Below are 26,100 nucleotides of genomic sequence, written 5' to 3'. Positions count from 1 at the left end.
TTACGCGCGCGGGCGGCGAAGGGCCAGGGGCCTCAGCGTCCGCCGAAGAGGCGCCGGACACGCTCCCCGGCCGCGGCCATGCGCCGGCCGAGGCTCGCCTCCATCTCCTCGACGCGGCCGACATGATGCGGCCAGCGGCCCTGCACCCAGCCCCAGCGCCGCGCGGCCCAGATGTGCTGGTCCCGCAGCACGAAGACGCCGAGCGCGAGGAAGAGGAAGCCCTGCAGGAAGGGCAGCACCAGGCCGAGCACGCCCAGGACCAGCAAGGCCCAGCCGGTGCATTTGCGGGAGAGCGAGGGGCGCAGGATCACCATGGGCAGCGAGATAGGGGCGCGGATGCACGAATTGGAGGGGCGCCGCCCCTCCAAGCCTCCCCGCCAAAGGCCGAAGGGCCTTTGGAAACCATCACTTAGAAAGTGACCCGGCCGGTGATGCAGGTGCGGGTCGCGCCGCCGATCCAGATGCCGTCCGGTTCGCGCGCGACGGTCACCCGACCGGCCCGGCCGAGCGCGGTGCCCTGGGCGGCGACATAGCGGTCGGGGGCCAGGCCCTCGCCGGTCAGCCACTGGGCGAGGCTGGCATTCAGGCTGCCGGTCACCGGATCCTCATAGGCACCGCGGCCGATGAAGGCGCGCACCTCGAACTGCGCCTCGCCGCCGGGCTCCCAAGGCCCGACCAGGCCCACCACCATGCCGTCGATCGCCGCATAGGCCGGCCGCGCCGCGAGCACCGCGGCTCGCGAGGGCAGCATCAGCGCCAGCCAGCCGGGGCCGTTGTCGACCCAGGCCGAGGCGACGATGTCCTCCGCAGCCAGGCCGAAGGCGCTGAGGACGCGGGACAACACCTCGGGTTCGAGCGGCCCGGACCGCACCAGCGGGGGCGCAGCGAAGGCAAGGCCACCATCCGAACCGCGCCGGACGGTCACCAGCCCGGCCTGGCATTCCTGAACGATGTCGGCGCCGCGCGGCACGCCACCCGCCTTGAGCCAGGCATGGCAGGACCCCAGCGTCGGATGCCCGGCGAAGGGCAGTTCGCGCTGCGGGGTGAAGATCCGCAGTCGGTAATCCGCCTCGGGCCGCGTCGGGCGCAGCAGGAAGGTCGTCTCGCTGAGATTCGTCCAATTGGCGAAGGCCGCCATCTCCGCATCGGACAGCCCATCGGCGCCGAGCACCACCGCGACCGGGTTCCCCTTGAACGCGGCCGAGCAGAAGACGTCGACCTGCAGGAAGTCGAAGACGGGCATGGGGTCTGCTCTCCGGTTCAGGGAATGCCGTTGCGGCCATGGGCGCGAAAGCCCGGCCGCGCATCGAGGCGTTCGACATAGGCCGCGACGGCGGGCAACTCGGGCCGTTCGATCGGCGTCATCAGCCAGCGGTTCACCGACACGCCGAGCACGACATCGGCCAGCGTGAAGTCCGGCCCCGCCGCATAGGCCCCGGTGCGCGCAAGCTGCGCGTCGAGGATCGCCATCTTCGCGTTCCAGGCCCGCGCGCCCGCGGCGATCTGCGCCGGGTCGGCGAAGGCCGCGTCGCGGCGCACCAGCCCCATGAAGGCGTGGCGCCAGGACGGGTTCAGCTCCGTCGCCTGCCAGTCCATCCACATCTCGACCCGCGCGCGGGCGAGCGGGTCGCGCGGCAGCAGGTCATCGCGGCCGGCCAGGCCCGCGAGGCAGCGGCAGATGGTGTTCGACTCCCACAGCACGGCCTCACCGATGCGCGCGACCGGCACGAGGCCGTTCGGGTTCAGGGCGAGGAAGTCCGGCGTGCCGGTCGGCGCGAAGCCGCTGCCGTAATCCTCGCGCTCATAGGCGATGCCGGCCTCCTCGCAGGTCCACAGCACCTTGCGGACATTGATGGAGGAGGCCTTGCCGAGGATCCGGACCGGCGTCATGCCGCGAGGCCGACCCCCGCCGCTTCCAGCGCCGCGATGTGGATGCAGAGCGCGATGCCCTCCGCCGCAGCGCGCACCTCGTCCACCGTCGGATAGGTGGGCGCGAGGCGCAGCACGCTGTCGGTCGGATCCTTGCCGTAGGGCGAGGTCGCGCCCGCCGGCGTCAGCGCGATGCCGAGGCCGCGGGCGAGCTCCACCACGCGCTTCGCCGAGCCCTGCACCATCTCCACGGTGATGAAGTAGCCGCCCTCGGGCCGTGTCCAGCGCGCGACGCCAAGGCCGCCGAGGCGCGTGTCGAGTGCTTCCAGCACCGCTTCGAACTTCGGCGCGATCACGCGGCGATGGGCGGCCATGTGCCGGTGGATGCCCTCGAGGTCGCGCAGGAAGCGCGTGTGCCGCAGCTGGTTCAGCTTGTCCGGCCCGATCGTCCGCCGGCCCGCCTGTTCGAGGTACCAGGCGACATTCGCCTTCGACCCCGCGAAGAAGGCGAGGCCCGCGCCGGCCAGCGTGATCTTGGAGGTCGAGGCGAAGATGAAGGCGCGGTCCGGGTTCCCCGCCTCGGCGGTCAGGCCGAGGATGTCGTGCGGCGCGGGACGGTTCTCGGTCAGGTGATGCACGCCATAGGCGTTGTCCCAGAACAGCCGGAAATCCGGCGCGGCGGTCTTCATCGCGGCGAGGCGCCGCACCGTCGCGTCGGAATAGGTGACGCCGGTCGGGTTGGAGTAGGTCGGCACGCACCACATGCCGCGCACGGCGGGGTCGGCGACCAGGCGCTCGACCTCCTCCATCACAGGGCCTTCCTCGTCCATCGCGACAGGGATGAGGCGGATGCCGAAGCCCTCACAGAGCGCGAAGTGGCGGTCATAGCCCGGCACCGGGCAGAGGAAGGCGACCTCCTGTCCGACCCAGGGCGTCCCGCCCGGCACGCCCTTCAGCAGCGCCCAGACGATGCAGTCATGCATGACCGCGAGGGAGGAATTCTCGTTCACCACCAGCAGGTCCGGCGGCACGCCGAGCATGGCGCCGAACAGCCGCCGCGCCTCCGGCAGGCCCTGCAGGCCGCCATAGTTGCGCGCGTCCTCGCCGGCCTCGGTGACGACGTCGCGGTTGCCGGGCAGCGCGAGCATCCCCTCCGCAAGGTCCAGCTGCGCGGGCGAAGGCTTGCCCCGCGTCATGTCGAGCTTCAGCCCCGCGGCGGCGAGGCGGGCATAGGTGGCGCGGGCTTCCGCGGCCTGGGCGGCGAGGGCTTCGGGGGAAAGGGCAGGCACGTGGGCGTCTCCGCAGCGGGAACAGGCGACAGGCGGCGGAGAGTGTGCGAGACAATATCTCGGATCAATCGCGATATTGTCCTGAGATCAATATGCCCGAGACCGACTATCGCCGCCTGGCCGATGCGCTGGCCGAGGACATCGCCGCCGGCCGTCTGCGGCCGGGCACGCGGCTCGATCCGGTGCGGGCCTTCGCCTATGCGCGCGGTATCGCGGTTTCCACCGCGAACCGGGTCTATGCGGAGTTGGGCCGGCGCGGGCTGGTGAGCGGGGAGGTCGGCCGCGGCACCTATGTGCGCGCCGGACTGACGCCGCCGCCGCTGGCCGAGCCCGGCCGCCCTGGCGTGATCGACTTCGAGTTCAATTTCCCCGCGGTGGCAGGCCAGACCGAGGCGCTGGCCGAGGTGCTGCGCGAGGCCCTGGCCCCGGACCGCGCCGCCGAGGCGATGCGCCCGGTCGGCGCGCAGGGCCATGCCGCCGCCCGGGCCGCGGTGGCGCGGCACCTCGCCCGCGGCGGCTGGGCGCCGGCGCCGGACGATATCCTGTTCACCGGCGGCGGGCGCCAGGCGATCGCCGCGGCGCTCGCGGCCTGCGCCAATGCCGGCGACCGCATCGGCATCGAGGCGATGACCTACCCGGCGGTGAAGGCGGGGGCGACGCGGCTCGGGCTGACGCTGGTCCCGCTTGCCATGGATGCGGAGGGTGTCGCGCCCGAGGCGATCGAGGCCGCGCTGCGCGGTGGGTCCTTGCGCGCGGTCTATTTGCAACCGGTGCTGCAGAACCCCCTCGGCGCGACGATGTCCGAGGCCCGGCGGCGCGCCATTGCAACGATCGCGGCGCGCGAGGACCTCGTGCTGATCGAGGATGCCGTGTTCGGCTTCCTCGACGAATCCGGCGTGCCGCCGCTGATCGCGCTCGCGCCCGGTCGGACGCTGCTGGTGGACGGGATGTCGAAGCGCGCCTCGCCGGGGTTGAGCAGCGGCTTCATCGCGACGTCCGAGGCGGCGCTGCGGCGGCGCGTGACGGCAGCGATCCGGGCGGGGGCCTGGCATGCCTCGCCGGTCGGCCTTGCCGCGGCGACGGCGTGGATGGAGAGCGGCCTGCTGCGGCGGCTCGAGGCACAGAAGCGCGAGGAAGCGCATGCCCGCCAAGCGGTGGTGCGGGCAGGCCTGGCCGGGCACGCGCTGCAGGGCGATGCGCGGGCCTATCACCTGTGGCTCGAATTGCCGGAGCCGTGGCGGTCGGACGCCTTCACCACGGCGGCGGCACGGCGCGGCGTGGCTGTCACGCCGGGCAGCGCCTTTGCCACCCTGCCCGGCCATGCGCCGAACGGGGTGCGGATCGCGTTTTCCTCGCCGCCCATGGCCGCGCTGGAGGAGGGCGTGCGGACCCTGGCGGAACTGCTGGCCCAGGGACCGGACAGCCTGTCGGAGTAGCGTCAGCCCGTCAGCACTCGCGCGAGGAACCGCGTGCCGGCGACAGGGGTGTCGTAGTAGGGCGCGATATCGACGAAGCCCATGCGGGCATAGAGCACCTGGGCGTCCGCCATGGTCGGCAGGGTGTCGAGGCAGATCTCGCGATAGCCCAGGCGCGCGGCCTCGGCGCAGATCGCCTCGGCCATGGCGCGCCCGAGACCGAGGCCGCGGCCGGACGGGGCGACGTAGAGGCGCTTCATCTCGCAACGGCCGGGATCGGCCATCGCGCGCAGCGCGACGCAGGCGAGCGCGGTGCCCTTCCCGTCCCGCGCGATCAGCAGCGCGCCGGCGGGCGGGGCGTATTTGCCTGGAAGGCCGGCGAGCTCGGTCTCGAAATCCTGGTAGCCGAGATCGACCGGCAGCGACGCCGCGTATTGGCGGAACAGGCGCGCCACGGCGGCGATGTCGTCCGCGGTGCTGGCCGGGCCGATCCGATAGGGAAGGTCGCGCATGGCGGCAATATGCCGCCCTGGCCGCCGCGGCGCACCTCCTTGCCAGGGCGGCCCGAGGCATTGCCTCGGGCCGGGAGCGCGAATGCGCGACCGCGCCCAGACCATCTGCCGGGCCAGGCGCGCCAGTCCACGGCGCGCGAGCCAAGCGCGCGGATGCGCGCACCGGCGATTGAGGCACAAAACACTCGGTCCGAGGCACAGCCTCGGGCCGGGAGCGCAAAGCGCGACCGCGCCCAGTGCGACGGCACAGGGCGCGAAAGCCAAGCCGGCGGATGCCGGCGCCGGCGATTGAGGCACAAAAACAATCGGCCCGAGGCACAGCCTCGGGCCGAACGCGCGCCGGCGATTGAGGCCGTTAAATGTGCAACGGCTTCTGCCAGGCGGCCATCGCGGCTTCCTTCACCGCCTCGTTCAGCGAGGGATGTGCGTGACTCACCCGCGCGATGTCCTCGGCCGAGGCGCCGAACTCGATCGCGATCGCGATCTCGGCGATCAGCGTGCCGGCATCCGGCCCGATGATGTGCGCGCCGAGCACCTTGTCCGTCGCCTTGTCCGACAGGACCTTCACGAAGCCGTCCGTCGCGCCCATGGCGCGCGCGCGGCCGTTCGCCATGAAGGGGAACTTGCCGACCTTGTAGGCGGTGCCCGCGGCCTTCAGCGCTTCCTCGGTCGCGCCGACGGCGGCAACTTCCGGCCACGTGTACACGACGCCAGGGATGGCGTCGTAGTTGATGTGCGGCTTCTGCCCGGCGAGCATCTCGGCCAGCGCATAGCCCTCGTCCTCGGCCTTGTGGGCGAGCATCGCGCCGGCGATGGCATCGCCGATGGCGTAGATGCCCGGCACGCCGGTCGCGAAATGCGCGTCGGTCTTGACGCGGCCGCGCTCGTCCAGCGCCACGCCCACCGCATCGAGACCGAGGCCCGCGACATAGGGACGGCGGCCGATCGCGAGCAGCACGACGTCGGCGCGGATCTCCTCGGCCGCGCCGCCCTCGGCGGGCTCGACCTTCAGCGTGACGCCGGTCGCGTTGGCGGCGGCGCCGGTCACCTTCGACTTCAGGCGGAACTTCATGCCCTGCTTGGTCAGGATGCGCTCGAACTGCTTGCGCACCTCGCCATCCATGCCGGGCAGGATGCCATCGAGGAACTCGATCACCGTGACCTCGGCGCCGAGGCGGCGCCAGACGGACCCCAGCTCGAGCCCGATCACGCCGCCGCCGATGACGACGAGGTGCTTCGGCACGGCGTCCAGTTCCAGCGCGCCTGTGGAGGTGACGATGCGCTTCTCGTCGACCTCGACGCCGCGCAGCGGGGTGCTTTCGCTGCCGGTCGCGATGACGATGTGCTTCGCGGCGTAGTCGGTGCCGTTCACCTGCACGGTGCCGGGGGCGGTGATGCGGCCCTCGCCCTTCAGCCAGGTCACCTTGTTCTTCTTGAAGAGGAACTCGACGCCATTGACGTTGGCCTTCACGACATCGGCCTTGCGCGCCTGCATCTTCGCGAGGTCGAGGCTGACGCCGGTGACGTTGATGCCCTGCTCGGCCAGGTGATGCGCCGTCTCGTCGAAGACCTCGGAGGAATGCAGCAGCGCCTTGGAGGGGATGCAGCCGACATTGAGGCAGGTGCCGCCGAGCGTCTCGCGCTTCTCGACGCAGGCGACCTTCATGCCGAGCTGCGCCGCGCGGATGGCGCAGACATAGCCCCCAGGGCCGGCGCCGATCACGATGACGTCGAAGGTTTCGGGCATGGTTCGGTCGTCCTGATCTCGGGCCGCGGAAAGGCGGGCGGAAGGGCCAGGCCCCCACCCACCGGATCAAGGCGCGGAGAACCCCTTGGGAACCGCCGCGTCAAGGGCTTATCCTCGCAAGGCAGGCAGGCGCCGTCAGATGCGCCGCCCAAAGGAGAGGATTGTCCATATGTCTGTCCGGGATGACACCCGTATTGCGCCCACACGGCGCCTGATCCTGGCGGGTGCCGCCGCCCTTGCCGCCCCAGGCGTGGCCCGCGCGCAGGCCCGCTTCCCGGACCGACCCATCCAGCTCGTGGTGCCCTGGCCGGCCGGCGGTTCGGCGGATGTCCAGCTGCGCTCGATCGGGGACATCGCGTCCCGCACCCTCGGACAGCCCGTGGTGATCCAGAACCGGCCCGGCGCTGGTGGGACGCTGGGGCCCATGACGGTCGCCCAGCAGGCCCGGCCCGACGGCTACACGCTGACGCAGATGCACCTGTCGGTGCTGCGCCGGCCGTGGATGATGCGCACGCCGCAATGGGACCCGATCGCGGACTTCACGCACATCATCGGCATGACCGGGTGGCTGTTCGGCTGCGCCGTCAAGGCGAACAGCCCCTTCCAGACCTGGCAGGAGATGATCGCCTATGCGCGGGCCAATCCGGGCAAGCTGACCTACACCACCTCCGGCATCGGGACGACCAACCACCTGGCGATGGAATCGATCCAGGAAAAGGAGAACGTCCAGCTCACCCACGTGCCCTATCGCGGGTCGAACGAGGCGGTCACCGCGGTGATCGGCGGGCAGGTCGACATGGTCTGCGACAGCAGCACCTGGGCGCCCTTCGTCGAGAACGCGCAGATGCGCGCGCTCTCGGTCTGGACGGCGGAGCGCGTGCCGCGCTTCGCCAATGTCCCGACGCTGAAGGAGCTCGGCTACGACCTGGTGGTGACCTCCCCCTACGGCGTGTCCGGCCCGAAGGGCATGGACGAGGGCGTGGTGCGCGTCCTGCACGACGTGATGAAGGCCGCGCTGATGACGCCGGAGAACACCGAGGTGCGCTCCCGCTTCGACATGCCGCTCGTCTACCAGGACACCCAGACCTACCGCGCCTTCATCGCCGAGCGCGTGGAGTACGAGAAGGCCATGGTCCGCCGCCTCGGCCTGACGTTGGACGGTTGAGGAGGACGGCACGATGACCCGGATCGCACGACGCATCCTCCTTGCCGGCGCGGCGGTGCCGCTGCTGGCGCGGCCTTCGCTCGGCCAGGGGCGCTTTCCCAACCGGCCCGTCCGCTTCCTGATCCCCTGGGCGCCGGGCGGCGCGCTGGACGGCTTCATGCGGCTGCAGGCCGAGATGTTCCAGCGCGAATACGGCCAGCCGCTGATCATCGAGAACCGACCCGGCGCGCGCGGCACGCTGGCCGCCATCCAGCTCGTCACTCAGACGCGGCCGGACGGCTACACCATCGCGCACCACCATCTCTCGGTGATCCGCCATCCCTACCTGACGCGACGGCCGACCTGGGACCCGGTCAACGACTTCACCTACGTCATGCAGCAGACGGGCTTCGTCTTCGGGCATGTGGTGCGGCCGGATTCCGGCTGGAACACGCTGGCCGACATGTGGGCGGCGGCACGCGCGCGGCCGGGGCAGCTCTCCTACGGAACCTCGGGCATCGCGACCTCCAACCATCTCGCGCAGGAGGAACTGTGCGAGAAGGAGGGCGTGCAGATGCTCCACGTGCCCTACCGCGGCACCAGCGAGAACATCACCGCGATGCTCTCCCGCCAGCTCGACGTCATCGCGAATTCCAACGCCTGGATGCCGAATGTCGAGGCGGGGCAGCTGAAGCTGCTCGCGGTCTGGACGCGCAACCGGCTGCGCGCCTTCCCTGATGTGCCGACGCTGCAGGACCTGGGCTACGGGATGGTGGTGACTTCGCCCTACGGCGTCGCCGGGCCGAAGGGCATGGATCCGGAAGTCACGGAGTTCCTGCACCAGGCCTTCAAGAAGATGCAGTACAGCGACCCCATCCAGGCCTACATGCAGCGCAACGACATGCCGGACGAATATCTCGGCCCGGCCGACTACACCGCCTTCGCCCGGGAGCGCGCGGTCTATGAGGAACGCATGGTGAAGCGGCTGAACCTCAGCATCGACTAGTTCGCCAGGACATTGATCGCGCGCGAGGCGACGACGACCATCGTGACGAGGGAGATCGCCGCCTCGCTCATCATGAGGAGCTTGGCCCGCGGCGTCAGCGGCGAGGCATCGGTGGTGCTGAAGGCCGTCGCCGTCGAGAAGGCCAGGTAGAGGTAATCCACGAAGACCGGCCGCCAGCCGGATTCCACCGCAGCCCCCGCGCCGGCCTGCGGGAACAGCCAGTCGGGGCGGTGTCGTCTGGCGCGGCCCGCCGGCCCGCCGCCATCGACCTGCCAATAGAGCAGGCCGAAGCCGACGATATTGCACACCCAGACCACGACGCTGGAGGACAGCAGCCGCAGCCCGCTGAGCGGGCTCGATCCCGCAACGATGTTCGCGATCAGCACCGCGAGCATGGTGACGGCATAGACGAGGACCAGCGCCGCGACCGCGATGACCGCGCCGCGTTCAGCGCGCAGGCGCGGGGCGGTCGGCCCACCGAAGACCAGCAGCGCCATCGGCAGGATCGCCAGCGCCGTCGCCGCCGCGCTGACCCAGTGCGGCATCAGCCGCACGTGGTCCGGCAGGTCAGCGATGAGCAGGTAGACCCCGACCAGCGCGATGATGGCCGGCCAGCGCGGTTCCGGCGACGGAGACATCATACCGGCAGGCGGATGCGCGCGCGCAGTCCGCCGAGCGGGCTTTCCTCGAGCACGATGTCACCGCCATGGGCGCGGGCGATGTCGCGCGCGATGGCGAGGCCGAGCCCCGTGCCGCCGGCGGAGAAGGAGGCGAAGGGCTTGAAGGCTTCCTCCCGCGAGTCGGGCGGGATGCCGGGGCCGTCGTCGTCCACCGTGACCTGCGCCCAGGCACCGGCCTCCCCGCGCGGCACGCAGGCGACCGCAACCGCGATCCGCTCCGCGTGCTTGCGCGCATTGTCGAGCAGATTGCCCAGGCAGCGCTTCAGCGCATCGGCGCGCAGCGGCAGCACCAGTTCCTTCGCCTCGGCCTTGACGTCGACGCGCGCACCGTCGCGGCGTGCCTTGGCCGCGACCTCGCCCACCAGTTCCACGAGGTCGGTCGGTTGGGACTGCTCGATCCCCTCCCCCCGCGCGAAGGAGAGGTAGGCGGCGATCAGCCGCTCCATCTCCTCGACGTCCTGGGTCATCGCCTGGGCGTCCTCCTGCGCCGCGTCGGGCAGCATGGCGAGGCCGAGCCGCAGGCGCGTCAGCGGCGTGCGCAGGTCGTGGCTGATGCCGGCCAGCATTTCCGTCCGGCTTTCGACGAAGCGGCGGATGCGGCCCTGCATGGAATTGAAGGCGACGGCGGCCTGGCGCGTCTCGGTCGCGCCCTCGGGCTTCATCGGACCGATGTCGCGGCCACGGCCGAAGGCCTCCGCGGCTTCGGCCAGCCGCCGCACGGCGCGCACCTGGTTCTTCATGAACAGCGCGGCGGCGGCGAACAGCAGCAGCGACGATCCCACCACCCAGATGACGAAGAGGTAGAGCGTGCCGCTGAACAGGCGCTTGCGTGGCGCTTCCACGTGCAGCACGCCGTCGGGCAGCTGCACGCGAATGATCACGCTGCGGGGGTCGGACTGCCAGTCGGCGTCGAAGGGCAGGCGCACGCGCTCGTTGATCGCGGCCTCGAGGTCTTCCTCGAGCGGCAGCAGCGGCAGGGAGGCGCCGCGGCTCGAGGATGGGCCAAGCGAGGCGCCGGTCTCGAAGGCGAGCGACAGATCCAGCCGCCAGGCCGCCTCGCGGAAGATCCAGCCGCGGTCCTCGGGCTTCGGATTGCGCGCGAGGAGTTCCACCACCATCGCGACATCCCCTGCCACGCCCGCGGCGAGGCGGCGCGAGATGACGTCGAGGTGGCTGCCGTAGAACAGGTAGAGCGCGATAACCTGCAGCACCACCAGCGGCACCAGGATGATCAGCAGGGTGCGGCCCAGCAGCCCCCGCGGCACCAGGTTCCGCCCGACGCGCTCCAGCCATTCCATGGCGGCGCTAGGGGCCCGGCCGCAGCACGTAGCCGCGGTGGCGGATGGTCTGGATGAAGCGCGGCTCGCGCGGGTCGGCCTCGACCTTGCGGCGCAGGCGCGTCACCTGCACGTCGATCGCGCGTTCCCCCGCCTCGGGCGTGCCGAGCGCCTCGCCGATGTCCTCGCGGCTCAGCACCTCTCCGGCCCGACGGGCGAGGGCCTGCAGCAGCGCGGCCTCGCCGCCGGTCAGGCGCACCACGCCCTCGGGGCCGCGCAGTTCGGCGCGCTCGATGTCGAACCAGCGGGCGCCGAGCTGCACCGGCGCGGCGGCGAGCGGCTGGGGCGCGGCGGCCGGGGCGGCGCGGCGCAGGATGGTGCGGATCCGCAGCGCCAGTTCCCGCGGGTCGAAGGGCTTGGCCAGGTAGTCGTCGACGCCGTGCTCGAAGCCGCTGATCCGGTCCTCGGGCGCGCCGCGCGCCGTCAGCATCACGATCGGCACCTCGTTGCCCTCGGTCCGCAGGCTCTCGGTCAGCGCGAGGCCGGACTCACCTGGCATCATGACGTCGAGCACGAGCAGGTCGTAGGTCATGGACGACAGGGCCTGGCGGGCGGCGGCGGCATCGGGTGCGGCGGTGACGCGGAAGCCCTGCTCGGTCAGGTAGCGCTGCAGCAGGGACCGCAGGCGCGCGTCGTCGTCCACCACCAGCAGATGCGCGGTCTCGGTGGCCGTGCTGCTCATCGGCTCGTCCCCGGCTCGGCGGCCGGTCCCTCCAGCAATTCGAAGGCGGCGGTCGCCTGTTCGCCCATCAGGCCGCGCATGACGCGGCGGAAGCCTTCCACTGCCACCGGCCCGGCCTCCCGGTAGGCGCGCATGATCGTCTCGCGCTGCCGCTCGAACAGACGGCGTTCCAGGGCGGCGCCCTTCTCGGTCAATGTCAGCAGGCGCTGGCGGCGATCGCTGCGGCCGGGGGTCTGGGTGACGTAGCCGTCCTCGACCATCGGCTGCAGCACGCGCCCCAGGCTCTGCTTGGTGATGGCGAGGATGCCGAGCAGGTCCCCCACGGTGATCCCAGGCCGGCGGCCGACGAAATGCAGCACGCGGTGATGGGCACGGCCCATGCCGAGCTCGGCGAGGATCTCGTCCGCCCCGGCGGTGAAGTCGCGGTAGCCGAAGAACAGCAGGTCCTGGGCAAGGCGCAGCTCCTCCTCCCGCAGGAAGAGCAGGTTGCGCCCGGCCGGCAGGGGGCTGCGCTCCGGCGCCTCGGCGCTCTGCGCGCTGATCTTGGCTGGCATGAGCTGGCGTAGACCTCCGCTTGGGTCAGTATCATTGACGCATCGGACGTGTCATTCTAACTTCCGACCATCGCAAGCAACATTCTTTCGTCTTACTACCCCGATCCGAACGCACAAGAACCCGGAAGGACACGCAGCATGGGCCAGTTCCCGATCGCGCGCACCACCGCGCCGAAGCAGAAGCCTGCCGACGACCAGCTCGCCTTCGGCAAGGTCATGACGGACCACATGTTCCTCATGAACTACGAGGAGGGGAAGGGCTGGCACAACCCGCGCATCGAGCCCTATGGGCCGCTGACCCTCGACCCCGCCACCTCGGTGCTGCACTACGGCCAGGCGATCTTCGACGGGCTCAAGGCCTTCCGCGGCGATGACGGGCAGATCCGGCTGTTCCGCGCCCAGCGGCATGCCGAGCGCTTCAACCGCTCGGCCCAGCTGATGTGCATGCCGGAACTGCCGGTCGACATCATCCGCCAGTCCTTCGACGCGCTGGTGGGCGTGGATGCGGACTGGGTGCCGCGCAAGGCGGGCACCTCGCTCTACCTGCGCCCGACCATCATCGCGACGGATGTGATGCTGGGCGTCCATCCGGCGCACAGCCTGCTCTACTTCCTGATCCTCTCGCCTGTCGGCTCCTACTACAAGGAAGGGGTGAAGCCGGTCCGCATCCTCGCTTCCGACAAGCATGTCCGCGCGGTGAAGGGCGGCACGGGCGAAGCCAAGACGGCGGCGAACTACGCGCAGTCGCTGGCCGGCCAGGTCGATGCGGCGGCGGCGGGCTACACACAGGTGCTCTACCTCGACGGCGTGCACCGCAAGTACCTCGACGAGGTCGGCACCATGAACATCATGCTGCGCATCGACGACGAGATCATCACGCCGCCGCTCAGCGGCACCATCCTCGACGGCGTGACTCGCGCCTCGACGCTGCAGCTGATGCGCGACTGGGGCCTGAAGGTCAGCGAGCGCCCGATCACCATCGACGAGGTGATGGAAGCCGGCCGCCACGGCCGCCTGCGGGAGATGTGGGGCACGGGCACGGCCGCCGTCGTCTCCCCGGTGGGCACGCTCGGCTACAAGGGCGAGGATATCCTGATCAACAACGGCGAGACAGGCGAACTGACACAGCGCCTCTATGACGCGATCGTCGGCATCCAGTACGGGCGCACCAACGACCCGCACAACTGGACGACCATCGTCCCGCCCGCGGCCTGAGGTGGCCGCGACGGACAGCGGCTTCCGCGAGGCGGGGGCGGCCGATGCCCCCGCCATCGCGGCGCTGCTGACGGCGTCCTGGCAGGATGCCTATGCAGGGCTGCTGCCCGCGGAACTGCTGCAGGACCGTATGCCCGCGCTGCACCGGGACGCCTGGGCGGCGCATTTCGCCGCGCCGCGCCCGGGGATCGTGCTGCTCGCCGAGGGGCCGGAGGGCCTTCGCGGCTTCTGCGCCGCCTGGCTCGAGGGCGACGAGGCCTATGTCGACAACCTGCACCTGCGGCCCGGCCTGCGCGGCGGTGGTGTGGGGCGGGCATTGCTCGGCCGGGCGGTCCGCGCGCTTGCCGCACGGGGCGCGGCGCGCGCGGCGCTGACCATCATCGACGGCAATGAGGGCGCGCTGCGCTTCTACCGGCGCCTCGGCGGCGTCGACGGTGCACCTTACCCGGCCATGCTGCATGGCGAAGCGGTGGCCTACCGCCGCATCGCCTGGGACGATGCGGCGTTTCTGGTCGCCGCCTGCGCGGCCTGATCAATCCTCGAGGCTGAAGGCGTCGCGCGGGGACGGCGTCTTCCGCGAATACTCGATCGCGGTGTAGCCGCCGCCCTGGTAGCGCTCGGTCACCGGATCGGCGGTGATGCCGCCGACCTCGGACCGCCAGGGCTCGGCGGAATCCTGCGGCGCCCAGCCGATGCGATCCCGGTGGTCCCTGCCCCAGTAGGAGGCGGGGTTGTCCGAGCAGGCCCAGATCACCGCGTGTCCGCTGCGCGGCGTGTGCACGCAGCGTTCGATCAGCCGCGTGAGGTCGGCATAGGACAGCCAGGTTGAGAGCATCCGCCGGTCGATCGGCTGCGGGAAGCAGGACCCGATGCGCAGGTTGACGTTCTCGACCCCGTGCTTGTCCCAGTACATCCGCCCCATCAGTTCGCCATAGGCCTTGGACAGGCCGTAATAGCCGTCGGGGCGGAAGGCGCAGTCGTAGTCCAGCCGTTCGTTGTTGCCCGCAGGGCGTTCGTGGAAGCCGATGGAGTGGTTGCTGCTGGCGAAGACGACGCGCGCACCCTCGCGCCGGGCGGCCTCGTAGACGTGATAGAGGCCGCGGATATTGGGGCCGAGCACCTCCTCGAAGGGCCGTTCCACGGACACGCCGCCGAAATGCAGGATGGCGCCGCAGCCTTCCGCCTGGCGCAGCAGCGCCACGCCGTCATTGAGGTCCGACTTCACGAATGTTGCGCCTGCCGGCAGGGGATCCGGGAAGGGCATGATGTCGGTCAGGCGCAGGCGCCAGCCCTGCTCGCCCAGCGCCTTCGCCAGGTGGCGGCCGAGATTGCCGGACGCGCCGGTGAGAAGGACGGGCTTCGAGGGTGCGGTCATGGCGTCAGGCTCCGTAGCCGAGCAGCAGGCGCGGCAGCGTGAGGGAGATCGCCGGCCAATAGGTGGTCAGCGCCAGGGCGACGAGGATCGCGCCCCAGAAGGGAATGATGGTCCGCATGATGTGCTCGATGCGGATCTGCCCGATGGCGCAGCCGACGAAGAGCACCGCGCCCACCGGCGGCGTCGTCAGCCCGAGGCCGAGGTTCATCATCATCACCATGCCGAACTGCACCGGGTCCATGCCGATGGCGACGACCACGGGCAGGAAGATCGGCGTGGTGATCAGGATCAGCGCCGCCATGTCCATCACGCAGCCGAGCAGCAGCAGGCAGACATTGATCAGCAGCAGGATGACGATCGGGTTGTCGCTGATCGCGAGCATGCCCTCGGTCAGGATGTCCGGCAGGCGATACATCGCGAGCAGCCAGGCAAAGGCCGTCGCCGTGCCGACCAGCAGGAAGACGACGGCGGTCGTACGCACCGACGCCCGCACGGCGACGAGGAAGTTCTGCCAGGACAGCGCGCGATACACCAAGAGCGTCACAGCCAGCGCCCAGATCGCACCGAAGGCCGCGCTTTCCGTCACCGTGAAGACGCCGGTCAGCACGCCGCCCAGGATGATGAAGGCGGTGAAGAGGCCGGGCAACGCGTCGACGAAGGCCCAGGCCAGGTGCCGGAAGCCCTTCCAGCCATCGGCCGGATACCCGCGCCGCACGGCCATCACATAGGCCGCGATGCCGAGGAAGAGGCACATCAGCACCCCCGGCACGATGCCCGCGATGAACAGCGCCGAGACCGAGATGCCCCCGCCCGCCGCGAGCGAATAGAGGATCATGTTGTGGCTGGGCGGAATGAGGATGCCGGCGATGGACGACGTCACGGTCAGGGACACCGCGTAGTCCACCCCGTAGCCCTTGGCCTTCATCGCCGGGATCAGGATCACGCCGGTCGCCGAGGTATCGGCCACCGCCGAGCCCGAGATGCCGCCGAACAGCATCGAGGTGGACACGTCCACCATGCCGAGCCCGCCGCGCATCCACCCCACGCAGGCCGAGGCGAGGGCGACCAGCCGCCGCGCGATGCCGCCATGGAGCATGATCTCGCCGGCGAAGATGAAGAAGGGGATGGCGAGCAGGGCGAAGATGCTCATCCCCGAGGCCATCTGCTGGAACACGACTGCGGGGTTGAGCCCTTCGTAGATGAAGCCCGCCGCCGCCGCGATGCCGAGGCAGAAGGCCACCGGCACGCCCGCGACGACGAGGCCGCCGAAGACCAGGAAGATCAGGATCAGGCCGAATTCCACGACGCTACTCCAGGAAGGCTGCCGCGACGCCGCGCTTCTCGGGTGCGTCGGTGGAAAGGATGTCCCTGAGCACCTGCTCGATGGCGTAGAGCGTCATCAGCGCGCCGCCGACCACCATCGGGACGTAGGTCCAGCCCTGGCTGATGCCGAGCAGCGGGATCTTGAAGTTCGCCACCGTGCCGACGAGCTCCCACGACCACCACGCCATGCCGGCGCCGAACAGGCCCATCAGCGCGTCGCAGCCGATGGCGACGATGCGTTGCAGCCCGCCCGGCAGCATCTCCCGCACGCCGAGGACGGAGAGGTGGAAGCGTTCGCGCACCCCCACCGCCGCGACGGGCATCGCGATGGCGAGGATGCAGAGCGTCGCCGCGCGCTCGATCCAGGTCGGCGTGTCGTTCAGCACGTAGCGGCCGAAGACCAGCCATCCCATCATGGCGAGGAGGCCGACGAGCGCTGCGCCGGCCACCGTCACCGTCAGCGCCGACAGGATGTCGAGCGCGCGGCTGAATGCCTTCACGGCAGCGCGCGGATCTGCTGCACCAGCGCCGCGAGGCGGGCGTCCGCGGCGTACTTCGCGTAGACCGGCTCCATCAGGGTCGCCCAGGGGGCGCGGTCCTGGATCTCGATCACGGTCACGCCCGCGGCGACGACGCGCTCGCGCGAGACACGCTCGCGATCGGCCCAGGCGGCGCGCTGGATGCGGGCGGATTCGCGGGCGGCGTCGCGCAGGATGGCGCGCTCCTGCTCGTTCAGCCGGCGCCAGCGCTGCTGGGAGACGGCGAGGACCTCCGGCACGTTGGAATGCTCGGTGGTCGAATAGTACCGCGCGACTTCGAAGTGGCGGGTCGATTCATAGGACGGCCAGTTGTTCTCCGCCCCGTCGATCACGCCCGACTGCAGCGAGGTGAAGACCTCGCCGAAGGGCAGCGGCGTCGGGTTGGCGTTGAGCGCCCGCATAAGGTCGATCCAGAGGTCCGAGGTCTGGACGCGGATCTTCATCCCACGCAGGTCGGCCGGCGTGCGCACGGGCCGCGTCGTGTAGATGCTGCGCGCGCCGGCGTCGTACCAGGCGAGCGCGATGATGCCGATGCGCTCGAGGTCGGCCGAGATCGCCTCGCCCGCCGGGCCGTCGATCGCACGCTGCATGTGCCCGACATCGCGGAACAGGAAGGGCAGCGTCACGACGTTCGTGGTCGGCGCGAGGTTGTTGAAGGGCGAGAGGTTGAAGTTCGCGAAGTCGATGGTCCCCAGCCGCATCTGCTGGATGGCCTCGTCCTGCTGGCCCAGCTGCGCCGAATGGAAGGTGCGCATGCGGATGCGGTTGCTGGTCCGCTCGCCGACGATGCGCGTGAAGGCATCCATGCCGATGCCGTTCGGATAGTCGGCGGCATGGATGTTCCAGCCGCGCCATTCCTGCGCGGAGGCCGGGGCGGCGGCGAGGCCGACCACGCCGAGCGCGGCCGCCGCGACGGCGGCCAGCAGGGAACGGCGAGGCCGCCGGGGCTTCGTTGTCATGGACCACTCCTCCTCGGGTCGGGGGCGTGGGCCGCCCCTCGAATGGATCAACTGCAATAGCAGATAGCAGTCTGGCGCGCCCCGGCGCCGGCCGTCAACGGCCGTCCCGGACGAGGCCCCAGCCTGCCATGAGCGTCCTGAGCCGCGCGAGCGAATCATCGGCGAGAGGCCAGGCGGCGGGCGGGCGGGTCGGCCCGGCATCCTCGCCCATCAGCGCGAGGGCGGCCTTGACCACCGAGACATTGGCGCCGTTCTGCTCCTCGGCGCGCAGCGCCTCGAAGGCGGCAATTTCGGCGATGCGCGCATTCGCATCTGCGAAATCACCCGCCCGTAGCGCCTGCAGGATGGCGACCGAACGATCCGGCGCGACACTGATCAGCCCCGAGGTGAAGCCCTGCGCGCCCAGCCCGGTCATGGCCGGCGCCCAGGGTTCGGCCAGGCCGCAGACGAACAGCACGTCGGGTGCGGCGCGCATCGCGCGCGCCAAGGCCATCATGTCGGGACTCGCCCATTTCACCGCGACGACGCCGGGCAGCGCGCAGAGCGCGGCGACGGCGCCATCCCCGATACCGGGATTGCGGAGATACAGCACGACCGGCAGCCCGGCCGCCTCCCCGGCGCGGCGGACGTAATCGACCACGCCGCGCGGGCTGACGAAGGGATCGGGCGGCTGGTGCACCATGATCGCGTCGGCGCCGTCGGCCTTGGCGCGCGCCGCGAGGCGCACCGCCTCCTTCACCGACCGCCCGATGCCGGCGACGACCCGCGCGCGGCCCGCCACGATCGCCGGCACCTCGGCTTGCATCCGCTCCGCCTCGGCGTAGGACAGGCCATAGAATTCCGAGGTGTTGCCGTTGACCGTCAGCGCATCGACGCCCGCCGCGGCGCAGCGCGCGACGATGGGGGCGAGGCGCGCCGGCGCGATCTCGTCCGCCGCATCGAAGGGGGTGACCAGGATGCCGGAGATGCCGGCCAGCGCCGCCCGCACGGTCATGGCCGGCGCATCGGGCGCGGCGGCGGCGGCAGCACGCCGTTGGTCACCAGCGATCGCAGGATGTGATGCCGCATGCGGGCCTCCGCGAGGGCGGGATCGTGGCGCCGCAGCGCGGCCACGATCCCCTTGTGCTCGGCGAGCGCCTTGGGCAGGTCGCGCGGCGTGCTGCCGATCGCGCGATGGCGGCCAAGATGGTCATAGGCCCTGAGCGAGCCGAGCGAGCGGATCAGGAACAGGTTGCCGGTCGCGCGGTGGATCAGGGCGTGGAATTCCTCATTGGCCTCGTCCAGTGCCTCGGTGTCGCCCGCCTCGGTGCCGGCGGTCATGCGCTTGAGGATGGCGGCGAGTGCCCCGAGGCTGCCGGCATCGATCCGTTCCGCCGCCAGCGCGCAGGCCACCCCTTCCAGCGCCGCGCGGATCCGGCCCAGTTCGCCGAGCTGCGCGGGCCCGACCTCGGCGACCACCGTGCCGCGGCGCGGCAGGGTGACGACCATGCCGTCCTGCTCGAGCCGTCGCAGCGCCTCGCGCACCGGCTGGGCGGAGATGCCGAGTTCCGTCGCGATGGAGCGTTCGGAGATCTTGCGGCCGGCGGGCAGCATCCCCTGCACGATGGATTCGCGCAGGCGCCGGTAGGCGCGTTCGCCGAGGGAAAGCGTGTCCTCCTCGGCCAGCGGGGCGAGCCTCTGTCGGGCTGTCTCGGCGGCCATGGACAACTGCCATAGCAGTTGGCAGCGTGGCGGGGAAGCAGGAGGAGGAAACCATGCCCCGCAAGACCCCCGAGCAACTGCGCAGCCATCGCTGGTTCGGCGTCGAGGACCTCCGTGCCTTCGGCCATCGCAGCCGCATGCTGCAGGCCGGTTATTCCGAGAGCGATTTCCGCGGCAAGCCGGTCATCGGCATCATCAACACCTGGTCGGAACTGAGCCCCTGCCACTTCCACTTCCGCACCCGGGCGGAGGAAGTGAAGCGCGGCGTCTGGCAGGCCGGCGGCTTCCCGGTGGAGCTGCCCGCGCATCCGGTGACCGAGCAGTACCAGAAGCCGACCTCGATGCTGTATCGCAACCTGCTGGCGATGGAGACGGAGGAACTGGCGCGGTCCCATCCCTGCGACGGGCTCGTGCTGCTCGGCGGCTGCGACAAGACGCCGCCGGGGCTGATGATGGGCGCGATCAGCTCGGGCCTGCCCTGCATCTTCGTGCCCGCCGGGCCGATGCTGCGCGGCAACTGGCGCGGCAAGACGCTCGGCTCCGGTTCCGACGTGTGGAAGTACCACGCGGAACTGCGCGCGGGGAACATCACGCAGGACCAGTGGAAGGACATGGAAGGCGGCATCGCCCGGTCCTTCGGCACCTGCATGACCGCGGGCACCGCGGCGACAATGATGCTGGCGGTCGAAGCGCTCGGCTTCGCGCTGCCCGGCGCGTCGTCGATCCCGGCGGCGGATTCCGCCCATCCGCGCATGGCGACGGAATCCGGCAAGCGCATCGTCGAGATGGTGTGGGAGGATTTGACCCCGCAGGCCATCATCACCGAGGGCAGCGTCGACAACGCCGTGACCACGACGATGGCCTTCGGCGGATCGACCAACGCCATCCCGCACCTGATCGCCATGGCGCGGCGTGCGGGCGTGATGCTCGACCTCGAACGCTTCGACCGGCTGTCGGCGCGGGTGCCGCTGCTCGCGAACCTGCGCCCCAATGCGGGCGAGAAGCTGATGGAGGATTTCTTCTACGCAGGCGGCGCGCGCGCCTTCATGAAGCGCATCTCGGCCTATCTCGACCTGTCGGCGAAGACCGTCACGGGGAAGACCGTCGGAGAGAACATCGCGACCGCCGAGATCTTCGACGAGACCGTCATCCTTCCGCTCGAAAAGCCGCTGCAGGCCGAAGGCGGGCTGGCGGTGCTGAAGGGTTCGCTCGCGCCCAACGGCGCGGTGATCAAGACCAGCGCCTCGGAACAGCGCCTGCTGCAGCACACCGGCCCCGCCGTGGTGTTCGAGGATTACGCCGACCTCAAGAAGCGGCTCGACGATCCGGACCTCGACGTCACCGCGGACAGCGTGCTGGTGCTGAAGCAGGCGGGGCCGCAGGGCGGGCCCGGCATGCCGGAATGGGGCATGCTGCCGCTGCCGCAGAAGCTGCTGAAGCAGGGGGTGCGCGACATGGTGCGGATCAGCGACGCGCGCATGTCCGGCACCTCCTACGGCACCTGCGTGCTGCACGTCGCGCCGGAATCCCATGTCGGCGGGCCGCTCGCCTTCGTGAAGGATGGCGACCTGATCCGCCTCGACGTCGCGAACCGCCGGCTCGACCTGCTGGTGGACGATGCAGAGATGGAACGCCGCCGCGCCGCCTGGACGCCGCCGAAGCGGCGCTATGCGCGCGGCTGGACCTCGCTCTACCTCGACAACGTGACCCAGGCGGACGAGGGCTGCGACCTCCGCTTCCTCGAAGGCACGCTGCCGACGCCCGAACCCGACATCTACTGAGCGCGGGCGATCGCGGCGTTCGAATCCTCGAACAGGCGGATCGCCGCGGCGACGTCGTAGGGCTGTTCGTGCAGCGTCTCGGGGTCCCATTCGCTGCGCCCTTCGGCGAAGAAGTCGCCGCCATAGACGTGCAGCGCGCCGGTCAGGCGCGGGATCGGGTTGGTGACGGAGTGGATGATGTCCCGCCCGAGCGCGGCGCAATCGCCCACGCCCATCGCCTTGGCGCCCGCGGCCTCGAGCCGGTCCTCCTCGGGGATCCGGCGCCAGAAGATGTTGTCCTCGCGCCCGGTATAGATGCCGATCACCGCCCACATGTTGTGGTTGTGCGGCATGATCGTCATCCGCGGCCCCCAGACGAGGTTGAGGATCGTCAGGCCAGGGGAGCGGAGGATCGGAAACACGCCGGCGCGGGTCGGCTCACCGAGGGCGGCGAGCACGGCACCGGGGTCCGACACGGCGCGCGCGACGACCTCCCGCATCGCCTTGTGGGTCCGGTCCTCCGCGATCGCGGTCTGGCAATCGGCGACGAAGCGTTCGATGTCCAACATCGGGGCTCTCACTGCTGGTGGGCCATGGCCATCCCTACGCGGGGGCTGCGGGAGAAGTTACGCCTCCGCGACGGCCCTGCACACGCCAAATTCTTGCGGCCGCCCCCGCCTTGCCGGGACGGGAGGGCAGCGGGACAATGCGCCCGACGTCAGGAGTAGCCGGATGAAGACCATCGCCGAGGCCGCCGCCGCCCTTGCGGCCGGCCACACCACCGCCGCCGCGCTGACCGAGGCCGCGCTGGCGCGCATCGCGGATCCCGCCGGCGAAGGGTCGCGCGCCTTCATGACCGTGCATGCGGACACCGCCCGCGCCTCCGCCGCCGCGATGGATGCGCTGCGCACGGCCGGCCGCGCCCCCTCCCCCTTCGCGGGCATCCCGATCAGCATCAAGGACCTTTACGACGAGGCCGGCGTGACCACGCGCTCGGGCTCGGTCGTGCTGAAGGGCGCGCCGGCGGCCAAGGCGACGGCGCCATCCGTGCAGCGGCTGATCCGCGCCGGCTTCGTCATCCTCGGCCGGACCAACATGGTGGAGTTCGCCTTCTCCGGCCTCGGCGTGAACCCGCATTACGGCACGCCGAGGAGCCCCTGGGACCGCGCGACGGGACGTCTGCCGGGTGGGTCTTCCTCCGGCGCCGGCGTCGCCGTCGCGGACGGGATGGGCTTCGCGGGGCTCGGCACCGACACGGGCGGGTCCTGCCGCATCCCGGCCGCGCTCTGCGGCGTGGTCGGATGGAAGCCGACGGCCAGGCGCGTGACCATCGAGGGCATCCTGCCGCTCTCGCCCTCGCTCGATTCCGCCGGTCCGCTGGCGCGCAGCGTCGCCGATTGCGCGATCGTCGACCGCTTCATGGCGGGCGAGGAGAACCCCACGCCGCCGAAGCCTGTTCCGCTCAAGGGCCTGCGCCTCGGCGTGCCGCGCGGCACCTTCCTGACCGACGGCATGGATGCGACGGTCGGCGCGGTGTTCGGGCGCACCCTGACGCGGCTGTCGGCCGCCGGCGCGCATGTCATCGAATTCGACCTGCCGGAACTCGCCGAGATTCCGGTGGCCAATGCCGGCGGCGGCTTCGCGGCAAGCGAATCCTGGGCCTGGCACCACCGGCTGATCGCCGAGAAGGGCGACGCCTACGATCCGCGCGTCGTCTCCCGCATCCGGCGTGGCGCGCAGATGAGCGCGGCGGACTACATCGAACTGGTCGAGGCGCGCGCGCGCATCAATGCCGCCGCCGCGGCGCGCACCGCGCCCTTCGACGCGATGGTCTGCCCGACCGTGCCGCTGGTGCCCCCGCGCATCACGGAAGTGGCGGAGGATGCGGACTATGCCCGCATCAACCTCCTGCTGCTGCGCAACACCAGCGTCGGCAACTTCCTCGATCGCTGCTCGATCTCCATCCCCTGCCATGTCGAGGGAGAGGCGCCGGTCGGGCTGATGCTGACCGGCGAGCACATGGGCGATGCGCGGCTGTTCGAGGTGGCGGCGGCGGTGGAGGCGGCGCTGGCGGCGTGACCGCGCCCCGCTTCGGCAAGCTGCGCGACGGCACGACCCCCGCCGCGCCGGGCAGCGAGACCTTCGCGGACCTCGCTGCCGCGGGTGGGGCGCGCATCGAGCGCATCGCCTCGCGCGCCGTTCGCGACGGCGAATGGTACGAGCAGGGCTGGGACGAGTTCGTCCTGCTGGTCGAAGGAGCGGCGACGCTTGCCTTCGCGGACGGCTCTCAGCGAGACCTCGGGCCTGGCGACTGGTGCCTGCTGCCGGCCGGCTGCCGCCATCGCGTTGCCGCCACGGCCCCCGATGCGGTGACGCTGTGGCTCGCCATTCACCTGCCGCCGGTCACTCCCCCGGCAGCTTGATCCCGGTCATCGCCTGCCAGACGCGGATGACGAAGCCGTCGTCCTTGCCGCCCTGCCCGATGGCGCGCGCCGCGGTGAACAACTGCTGCGCCTGGGAGGCGAGCGGCACCGGGAAGTTCAGCGAACGCGCCATCTCGGTCACCAGGCCGAGGTCCTTGACGAAGATGTCCACCGCAGAGCGCGGCGCGTCGTCCCCGGTCAGCACGCGCGCCATGCGGTTCTCGAACATCCAGGAATTGCCGGCGGCACTCGTCACCACGTCATAGAGCGCCTGCGGATCGGCGCCGGCGCGGATGCCGAGGGCCATCGCCTCCGCCGCCACCGCGATGTGCACGCCGGCGAGGAGCTGGTGCACCACCTTCACCGTCGCACCGATGCCCGGCTCCTCGCCGAGATGCCACACCTTCGTCGCGATGGCGCCGAGCACGGGTTCCGCCGCGCCGAAGGCGGCCGCGCTGCCCGAGGCCATGACGGTCATCTCGCCCGACCGCGCCTTCACCGCGCCGCCGGAGACGGGCGCGTCGAGGAACAGCAACTGCCGTTCCTGCGCCTTGTCCGCCAGCGCGCGCGCGGCGTCAGGGCCCATGGTCGCGGAGCTCACGATCACCGCGCCGGGCGCGAGGCGGGGCGCGGCGCCGCCCTCGCCGAACAGCGCGGCTTCGGTCTGCGCGGCGTTGACCACCAGCACGACGACCGCCTCGGTGCCCTGGGGCAGTTCGGCGCCGGTCGCGGCGACGCCGCCGCCGGCCGCGGCGAATTCGTCCCGCGCCGAGGCGCGCATGTCGCAGCCCGTCACCTCGTGGCCGGCGCGCAGCAGGCTCAGCGCCGCGCCCATGCCCATGCTGCCCAGACCGATGACGCCGACCTTCATGCGCGCTGTCCCCCGCGTGATGCCCCCGAAAAGACGATGCCGCGGCGGCGGCGTCAACGCGTCAGGGCGACGACCGCCTGGACCAGCGCGAAGACGACCATCAGCAGCAGCGCGACCCGCTGCAGCACGTGCATCGGCGGCATGGCGTCAGGCGCCGCGCGCCCGCGGCCGGCGGCCCTGGCGCGAGATCAAGGCCCGCAGCAGGTCCTTGATGGCCCCGGCATCCGGATGGCGCGCGACGACCTCGGCCTCATGCGCGCGCGCGGCGGCGAGGAGGTCGGCGACCATGGTCTCGCCGCGCGGCGCGAGGTGCACGCGCACCAGCCGCCGGTCGCGCCCGTCCTGCTGGCGCCGCACCATGCCGTCGCGCTCCATGCGGTCCAGCACCTTGGTCATGGTCGGCTGCTGCAGCAGGCAGGCCTCGGCCAGCGCCGTCACCGTCTCCGGCCCGCCGGACAGCGTGGCGAGCACGCGCCACACCGGCACCGAGACGCCCCGCGCGCGCAGCCGGTCGTGGAATTCCGAGGACACGACAAAAGACGCGCGCGCAAGCAACGACAGCAGGTAATCGTCGACGAAGCGGGGTGCGGCGTCGTGCGTGTCCATGGCCTGCCTGCAAAAAGCTGGTTGCAGCCAGACTAGCGAAGCGACGGCGCGCGAGTCTTGTCTTGCGTGCGCGAGCCGATCATTCAATTGTCATGTTGCAGCGCAACAGACGTCAATTACTGGGCAGGCGATGCCTCTCGCGGCGTTGTTCATATGCCTTTGCGTGCAGGAACGCCGCGTCATGCAACTCAGCGGGGACATCGGCGCGGTGCGCGGCGGCGGCGAGGAAGCCGAGAATGTGGTCCGCCTCGATGCGCCCGCCCGCTTCGATGTCGCGCAGCATCGAGGTCGCATAGGCGCTCTTCGGATCGGCGAACAGCGCGCGGTACTCGGCGAGGAACGCCTCGCGCATCGGATGACCGTGCGCCGCCGCGATCGCCGCGTTGCGGTCGAGCACGCGATGGAGGAAGGCGACGCCGCCGGGGCTCGCGGCGATCTCGCCGACATTGGCGCGCATCAGCACGGTGCCGATCGCGCTGGTGCCCAGATGGACCAGCTTCTCCCACATGCGCGCCATGATGTCGGGCACGGCGTGCGCGACGACGCCGCGGGTCTGCGCGAAGGCCGCCTCGATCGCCGCGACGCGCGGGCTCATCGTGCCGTCGCGCTCGCCGAAGGTCAGCCAGCGCCAGTCGTTCAGCTGGCGCACCGTGCCGTCGGGCGCGAGCGTCGCCTGGATCTTCGCCAGGCCCCCGAGCACGCGCGCCTCTCCGAAGGCCTCCGCAAGGCGATCGATATGCGCGAGCCCGTTCAGCACCGGCAGGATCGCGGTGCGGTCGTCCACCGCCGGGGCGATGGCGGCGATCGCGTCCTCGAGGTCATAGGCCTTGCAGGAGAGCAGCACGACGTCCCAGCCGGGACGGACCTCGCCAGCGGCGACAGTCTGCACCTCGCCCTGCCAGGCGCCGAAAGGGCTGTCGATGCGCAGCCCGTCGCGTTGCAGCGCGGCCCTGCGCCCGGGACGGACCAGGAAGGCGACGTCCGCGCTGCCGGCCTCGGCCAGGCGGCCGCCGAAATAACCGCCGAGCGCTCCCGCGCCCAGGACCAGCACGCGCATGGGTTTCCTCCGAATCCTTGCCGCCGACCCTAGGCC

At 71.0% G+C, this 26,100-nt stretch carries 28 protein-coding genes; 8 read left to right on the top strand and 20 right to left on the bottom strand.

Going from position 1 to position 26,100, the window contains the following annotated elements:
- Nucleotides 1-32: 32 nt before the first annotated feature.
- The 4 genes from GWK15_RS07855 to GWK15_RS07840 all read right to left on the bottom strand — a co-directional run bounded on the left by GWK15_RS07855 (nt 33) and on the right by GWK15_RS07840 (nt 3,158).
- A complete protein-coding gene (locus GWK15_RS07855) occupies nt 33-314 on the bottom strand; it encodes a PGPGW domain-containing protein (RefSeq protein ID WP_168040738.1) in 282 nt (93 codons plus the stop codon).
- Between the two features lie 95 nt (nt 315-409).
- Nucleotides 410-1,243 carry a PhzF family phenazine biosynthesis protein gene (locus GWK15_RS07850; RefSeq protein WP_168040737.1) on the bottom strand — a complete coding sequence of 278 codons (834 nt, stop codon included), beginning with the start codon at nt 1,241-1,243 and terminating at the stop codon, nt 410-412.
- Between the two features lie 17 nt (nt 1,244-1,260).
- A complete protein-coding gene (locus tag GWK15_RS07845) occupies nt 1,261-1,890 on the bottom strand; it encodes a glutathione S-transferase family protein (protein WP_168040736.1) in 630 nt (209 codons plus the stop codon).
- On the bottom strand, nt 1,887-3,158 hold the full coding sequence (locus tag GWK15_RS07840; RefSeq protein WP_168040735.1) for an aminotransferase class I/II-fold pyridoxal phosphate-dependent enzyme: 1,272 nt from the start codon (nt 3,156-3,158) through the stop codon (nt 1,887-1,889). The genes GWK15_RS07845 and GWK15_RS07840 overlap by 4 nt, the downstream gene beginning before the upstream one ends.
- A 92-nt stretch (nt 3,159-3,250) precedes the next feature.
- On the opposite strand from GWK15_RS07840, the gene GWK15_RS07835 reads away from it, so the two are divergent.
- The gene (locus GWK15_RS07835; RefSeq protein ID WP_168040734.1) at nt 3,251-4,594 is read left to right on the top strand and encodes an aminotransferase-like domain-containing protein; all 1,344 of its coding nucleotides are present in this window, start codon (nt 3,251-3,253) and stop codon (nt 4,592-4,594) included.
- A gap of 2 nt (nt 4,595-4,596) precedes the next feature.
- Here GWK15_RS07835 and GWK15_RS07830 read toward each other — a convergent pair whose 3' ends face one another.
- Nucleotides 4,597-5,085 (bottom strand): GNAT family N-acetyltransferase, encoded by a 489-nt coding sequence (locus GWK15_RS07830; RefSeq protein ID WP_168040733.1) that lies wholly within the window; start codon nt 5,083-5,085, stop codon nt 4,597-4,599.
- A 355-nt stretch (nt 5,086-5,440) separates the two neighbouring features.
- Nucleotides 5,441-6,832 carry a dihydrolipoyl dehydrogenase gene (gene lpdA, locus GWK15_RS07825; RefSeq protein WP_168040732.1) on the bottom strand — a complete coding sequence of 464 codons (1,392 nt, stop codon included), beginning with the start codon at nt 6,830-6,832 and terminating at the stop codon, nt 5,441-5,443.
- A 169-nt stretch (nt 6,833-7,001) separates the two neighbouring features.
- Between lpdA and GWK15_RS07820 the strand changes: the two genes are divergently transcribed.
- Both GWK15_RS07820 and GWK15_RS07815 read left to right on the top strand, forming a co-directional pair.
- The gene (locus tag GWK15_RS07820; protein WP_168040731.1) at nt 7,002-7,997 is read left to right on the top strand and encodes a tripartite tricarboxylate transporter substrate binding protein; all 996 of its coding nucleotides are present in this window, start codon (nt 7,002-7,004) and stop codon (nt 7,995-7,997) included.
- 13 nt (nt 7,998-8,010) lie between these two features.
- The gene (locus GWK15_RS07815) at nt 8,011-8,982 is read left to right on the top strand and encodes a tripartite tricarboxylate transporter substrate binding protein (RefSeq protein WP_168040730.1); all 972 of its coding nucleotides are present in this window, start codon (nt 8,011-8,013) and stop codon (nt 8,980-8,982) included.
- On the opposite strand, the gene GWK15_RS07810 is transcribed toward GWK15_RS07815, so the two are convergent.
- The 4 genes from GWK15_RS07810 to GWK15_RS07795 are packed head-to-tail and all read right to left on the bottom strand — an operon-like array spanning nt 8,979 to nt 12,235.
- Nucleotides 8,979-9,623, bottom strand: coding sequence for a DUF1345 domain-containing protein (locus GWK15_RS07810; protein ID WP_168040729.1), 645 nt, complete (start codon nt 9,621-9,623; stop codon nt 8,979-8,981). The two genes, GWK15_RS07815 and GWK15_RS07810, sit on opposite strands and share 4 nt — an antisense overlap.
- Nucleotides 9,620-10,960, bottom strand: coding sequence for an ATP-binding protein (locus tag GWK15_RS07805; RefSeq protein WP_168040728.1), 1,341 nt, complete (start codon nt 10,958-10,960; stop codon nt 9,620-9,622). Before GWK15_RS07805 ends, GWK15_RS07810 begins: the two co-directional genes overlap by 4 nt.
- 7 nt (nt 10,961-10,967) lie before the next feature.
- Nucleotides 10,968-11,681: a response regulator gene (locus GWK15_RS07800; RefSeq protein ID WP_168040727.1), complete on the bottom strand. Its 714-nt coding sequence runs from the start codon at nt 11,679-11,681 to the stop codon at nt 10,968-10,970.
- Entirely contained in the window at nt 11,678-12,235 is a 558-nt protein-coding gene (locus tag GWK15_RS07795) for a MarR family winged helix-turn-helix transcriptional regulator (RefSeq protein WP_168040726.1), read from the bottom strand. The genes GWK15_RS07800 and GWK15_RS07795 overlap by 4 nt, the downstream gene beginning before the upstream one ends.
- A 138-nt stretch (nt 12,236-12,373) precedes the next feature.
- Here GWK15_RS07795 and GWK15_RS07790 point away from each other — a divergent pair, with 138 nt between their 5' ends.
- Nucleotides 12,374-13,450, top strand: coding sequence for a branched-chain amino acid aminotransferase (locus tag GWK15_RS07790; RefSeq protein WP_168040725.1), 1,077 nt, complete (start codon nt 12,374-12,376; stop codon nt 13,448-13,450).
- 1 nt (nt 13,451) lies between these two features.
- Complete coding sequence (locus tag GWK15_RS07785) at nt 13,452-13,982, top strand: GNAT family N-acetyltransferase (RefSeq protein ID WP_168040724.1); 531 nt, start codon at nt 13,452-13,454, stop codon at nt 13,980-13,982.
- Here the strand turns inward: GWK15_RS07785 and GWK15_RS07780 are convergent, their stop codons facing one another.
- From GWK15_RS07780 to GWK15_RS07755, 6 genes are all read right to left on the bottom strand, one after another.
- Entirely contained in the window at nt 13,983-14,825 is an 843-nt protein-coding gene (locus GWK15_RS07780; RefSeq protein ID WP_168040723.1) for an NAD-dependent epimerase/dehydratase family protein, read from the bottom strand. It lies immediately after the preceding gene.
- Nucleotides 14,826-14,829: 4 nt separating this feature from the next.
- Complete coding sequence (locus tag GWK15_RS07775; RefSeq protein WP_168040722.1) at nt 14,830-16,128, bottom strand: TRAP transporter large permease subunit; 1,299 nt, start codon at nt 16,126-16,128, stop codon at nt 14,830-14,832.
- 4 nt (nt 16,129-16,132) lie between these two features.
- Complete coding sequence (locus GWK15_RS07770; RefSeq protein WP_168040721.1) at nt 16,133-16,648, bottom strand: TRAP transporter small permease subunit; 516 nt, start codon at nt 16,646-16,648, stop codon at nt 16,133-16,135.
- Complete coding sequence (locus GWK15_RS07765; protein WP_168040720.1) at nt 16,645-17,646, bottom strand: TRAP transporter substrate-binding protein; 1,002 nt, start codon at nt 17,644-17,646, stop codon at nt 16,645-16,647. The genes GWK15_RS07770 and GWK15_RS07765 overlap by 4 nt, the downstream gene beginning before the upstream one ends.
- 94 nt (nt 17,647-17,740) lie before the next feature.
- Nucleotides 17,741-18,640, bottom strand: a complete 900-nt coding sequence (locus GWK15_RS07760; protein WP_168040719.1) for a dihydrodipicolinate synthase family protein — start codon at nt 18,638-18,640, stop codon at nt 17,741-17,743.
- Nucleotides 18,637-19,347: a GntR family transcriptional regulator gene (locus GWK15_RS07755; RefSeq protein WP_168040718.1), complete on the bottom strand. Its 711-nt coding sequence runs from the start codon at nt 19,345-19,347 to the stop codon at nt 18,637-18,639. The genes GWK15_RS07760 and GWK15_RS07755 overlap by 4 nt, the downstream gene beginning before the upstream one ends.
- Before the next feature lie 53 nt (nt 19,348-19,400).
- Between GWK15_RS07755 and araD the strand changes: the two genes are divergently transcribed.
- Complete coding sequence (gene araD, locus GWK15_RS07750; RefSeq protein ID WP_168040717.1) at nt 19,401-21,128, top strand: L-arabinonate dehydratase; 1,728 nt, start codon at nt 19,401-19,403, stop codon at nt 21,126-21,128.
- Here araD and GWK15_RS07745 read toward each other — a convergent pair.
- Nucleotides 21,122-21,676: a hypothetical protein gene (locus GWK15_RS07745; protein WP_168040716.1), complete on the bottom strand. Its 555-nt coding sequence runs from the start codon at nt 21,674-21,676 to the stop codon at nt 21,122-21,124. The genes araD and GWK15_RS07745 overlap by 7 nt on opposite strands.
- A gap of 163 nt (nt 21,677-21,839) precedes the next feature.
- Here GWK15_RS07745 and GWK15_RS07740 point away from each other — a divergent pair, with 163 nt between their 5' ends.
- A complete protein-coding gene (locus tag GWK15_RS07740; protein WP_168040715.1) occupies nt 21,840-23,186 on the top strand; it encodes an amidase in 1,347 nt (448 codons plus the stop codon).
- On the top strand, nt 23,183-23,530 hold the full coding sequence (locus GWK15_RS07735; protein WP_209442090.1) for a cupin domain-containing protein: 348 nt from the start codon (nt 23,183-23,185) through the stop codon (nt 23,528-23,530). The genes GWK15_RS07740 and GWK15_RS07735 overlap by 4 nt, the downstream gene beginning before the upstream one ends.
- On the opposite strand, the gene ltnD is transcribed toward GWK15_RS07735, so the two are convergent.
- The 3 genes from ltnD to GWK15_RS07720 form a co-directional block, all read right to left on the bottom strand.
- Entirely contained in the window at nt 23,511-24,401 is an 891-nt protein-coding gene (ltnD, locus tag GWK15_RS07730) for an L-threonate dehydrogenase (RefSeq protein ID WP_168040714.1), read from the bottom strand. The genes GWK15_RS07735 and ltnD overlap by 20 nt on opposite strands.
- Nucleotides 24,402-24,548: 147 nt before the next feature.
- Nucleotides 24,549-25,007, bottom strand: coding sequence for a MarR family winged helix-turn-helix transcriptional regulator (locus GWK15_RS07725; RefSeq protein WP_168040713.1), 459 nt, complete (start codon nt 25,005-25,007; stop codon nt 24,549-24,551).
- A gap of 112 nt (nt 25,008-25,119) precedes the next feature.
- Nucleotides 25,120-26,064: a ketopantoate reductase family protein gene (locus GWK15_RS07720; RefSeq protein WP_168040712.1), complete on the bottom strand. Its 945-nt coding sequence runs from the start codon at nt 26,062-26,064 to the stop codon at nt 25,120-25,122.
- Nucleotides 26,065-26,100 lie beyond the last annotated feature (36 nt).

The sequence above is a fragment of the Neoroseomonas oryzicola genome, assembly GCF_012163135.1.
Classification (GTDB): Bacteria; Pseudomonadota; Alphaproteobacteria; order Acetobacterales; family Acetobacteraceae; genus Neoroseomonas; species Neoroseomonas oryzicola.
This window is presented reverse-complemented; position numbering and strand designations above follow the sequence as displayed.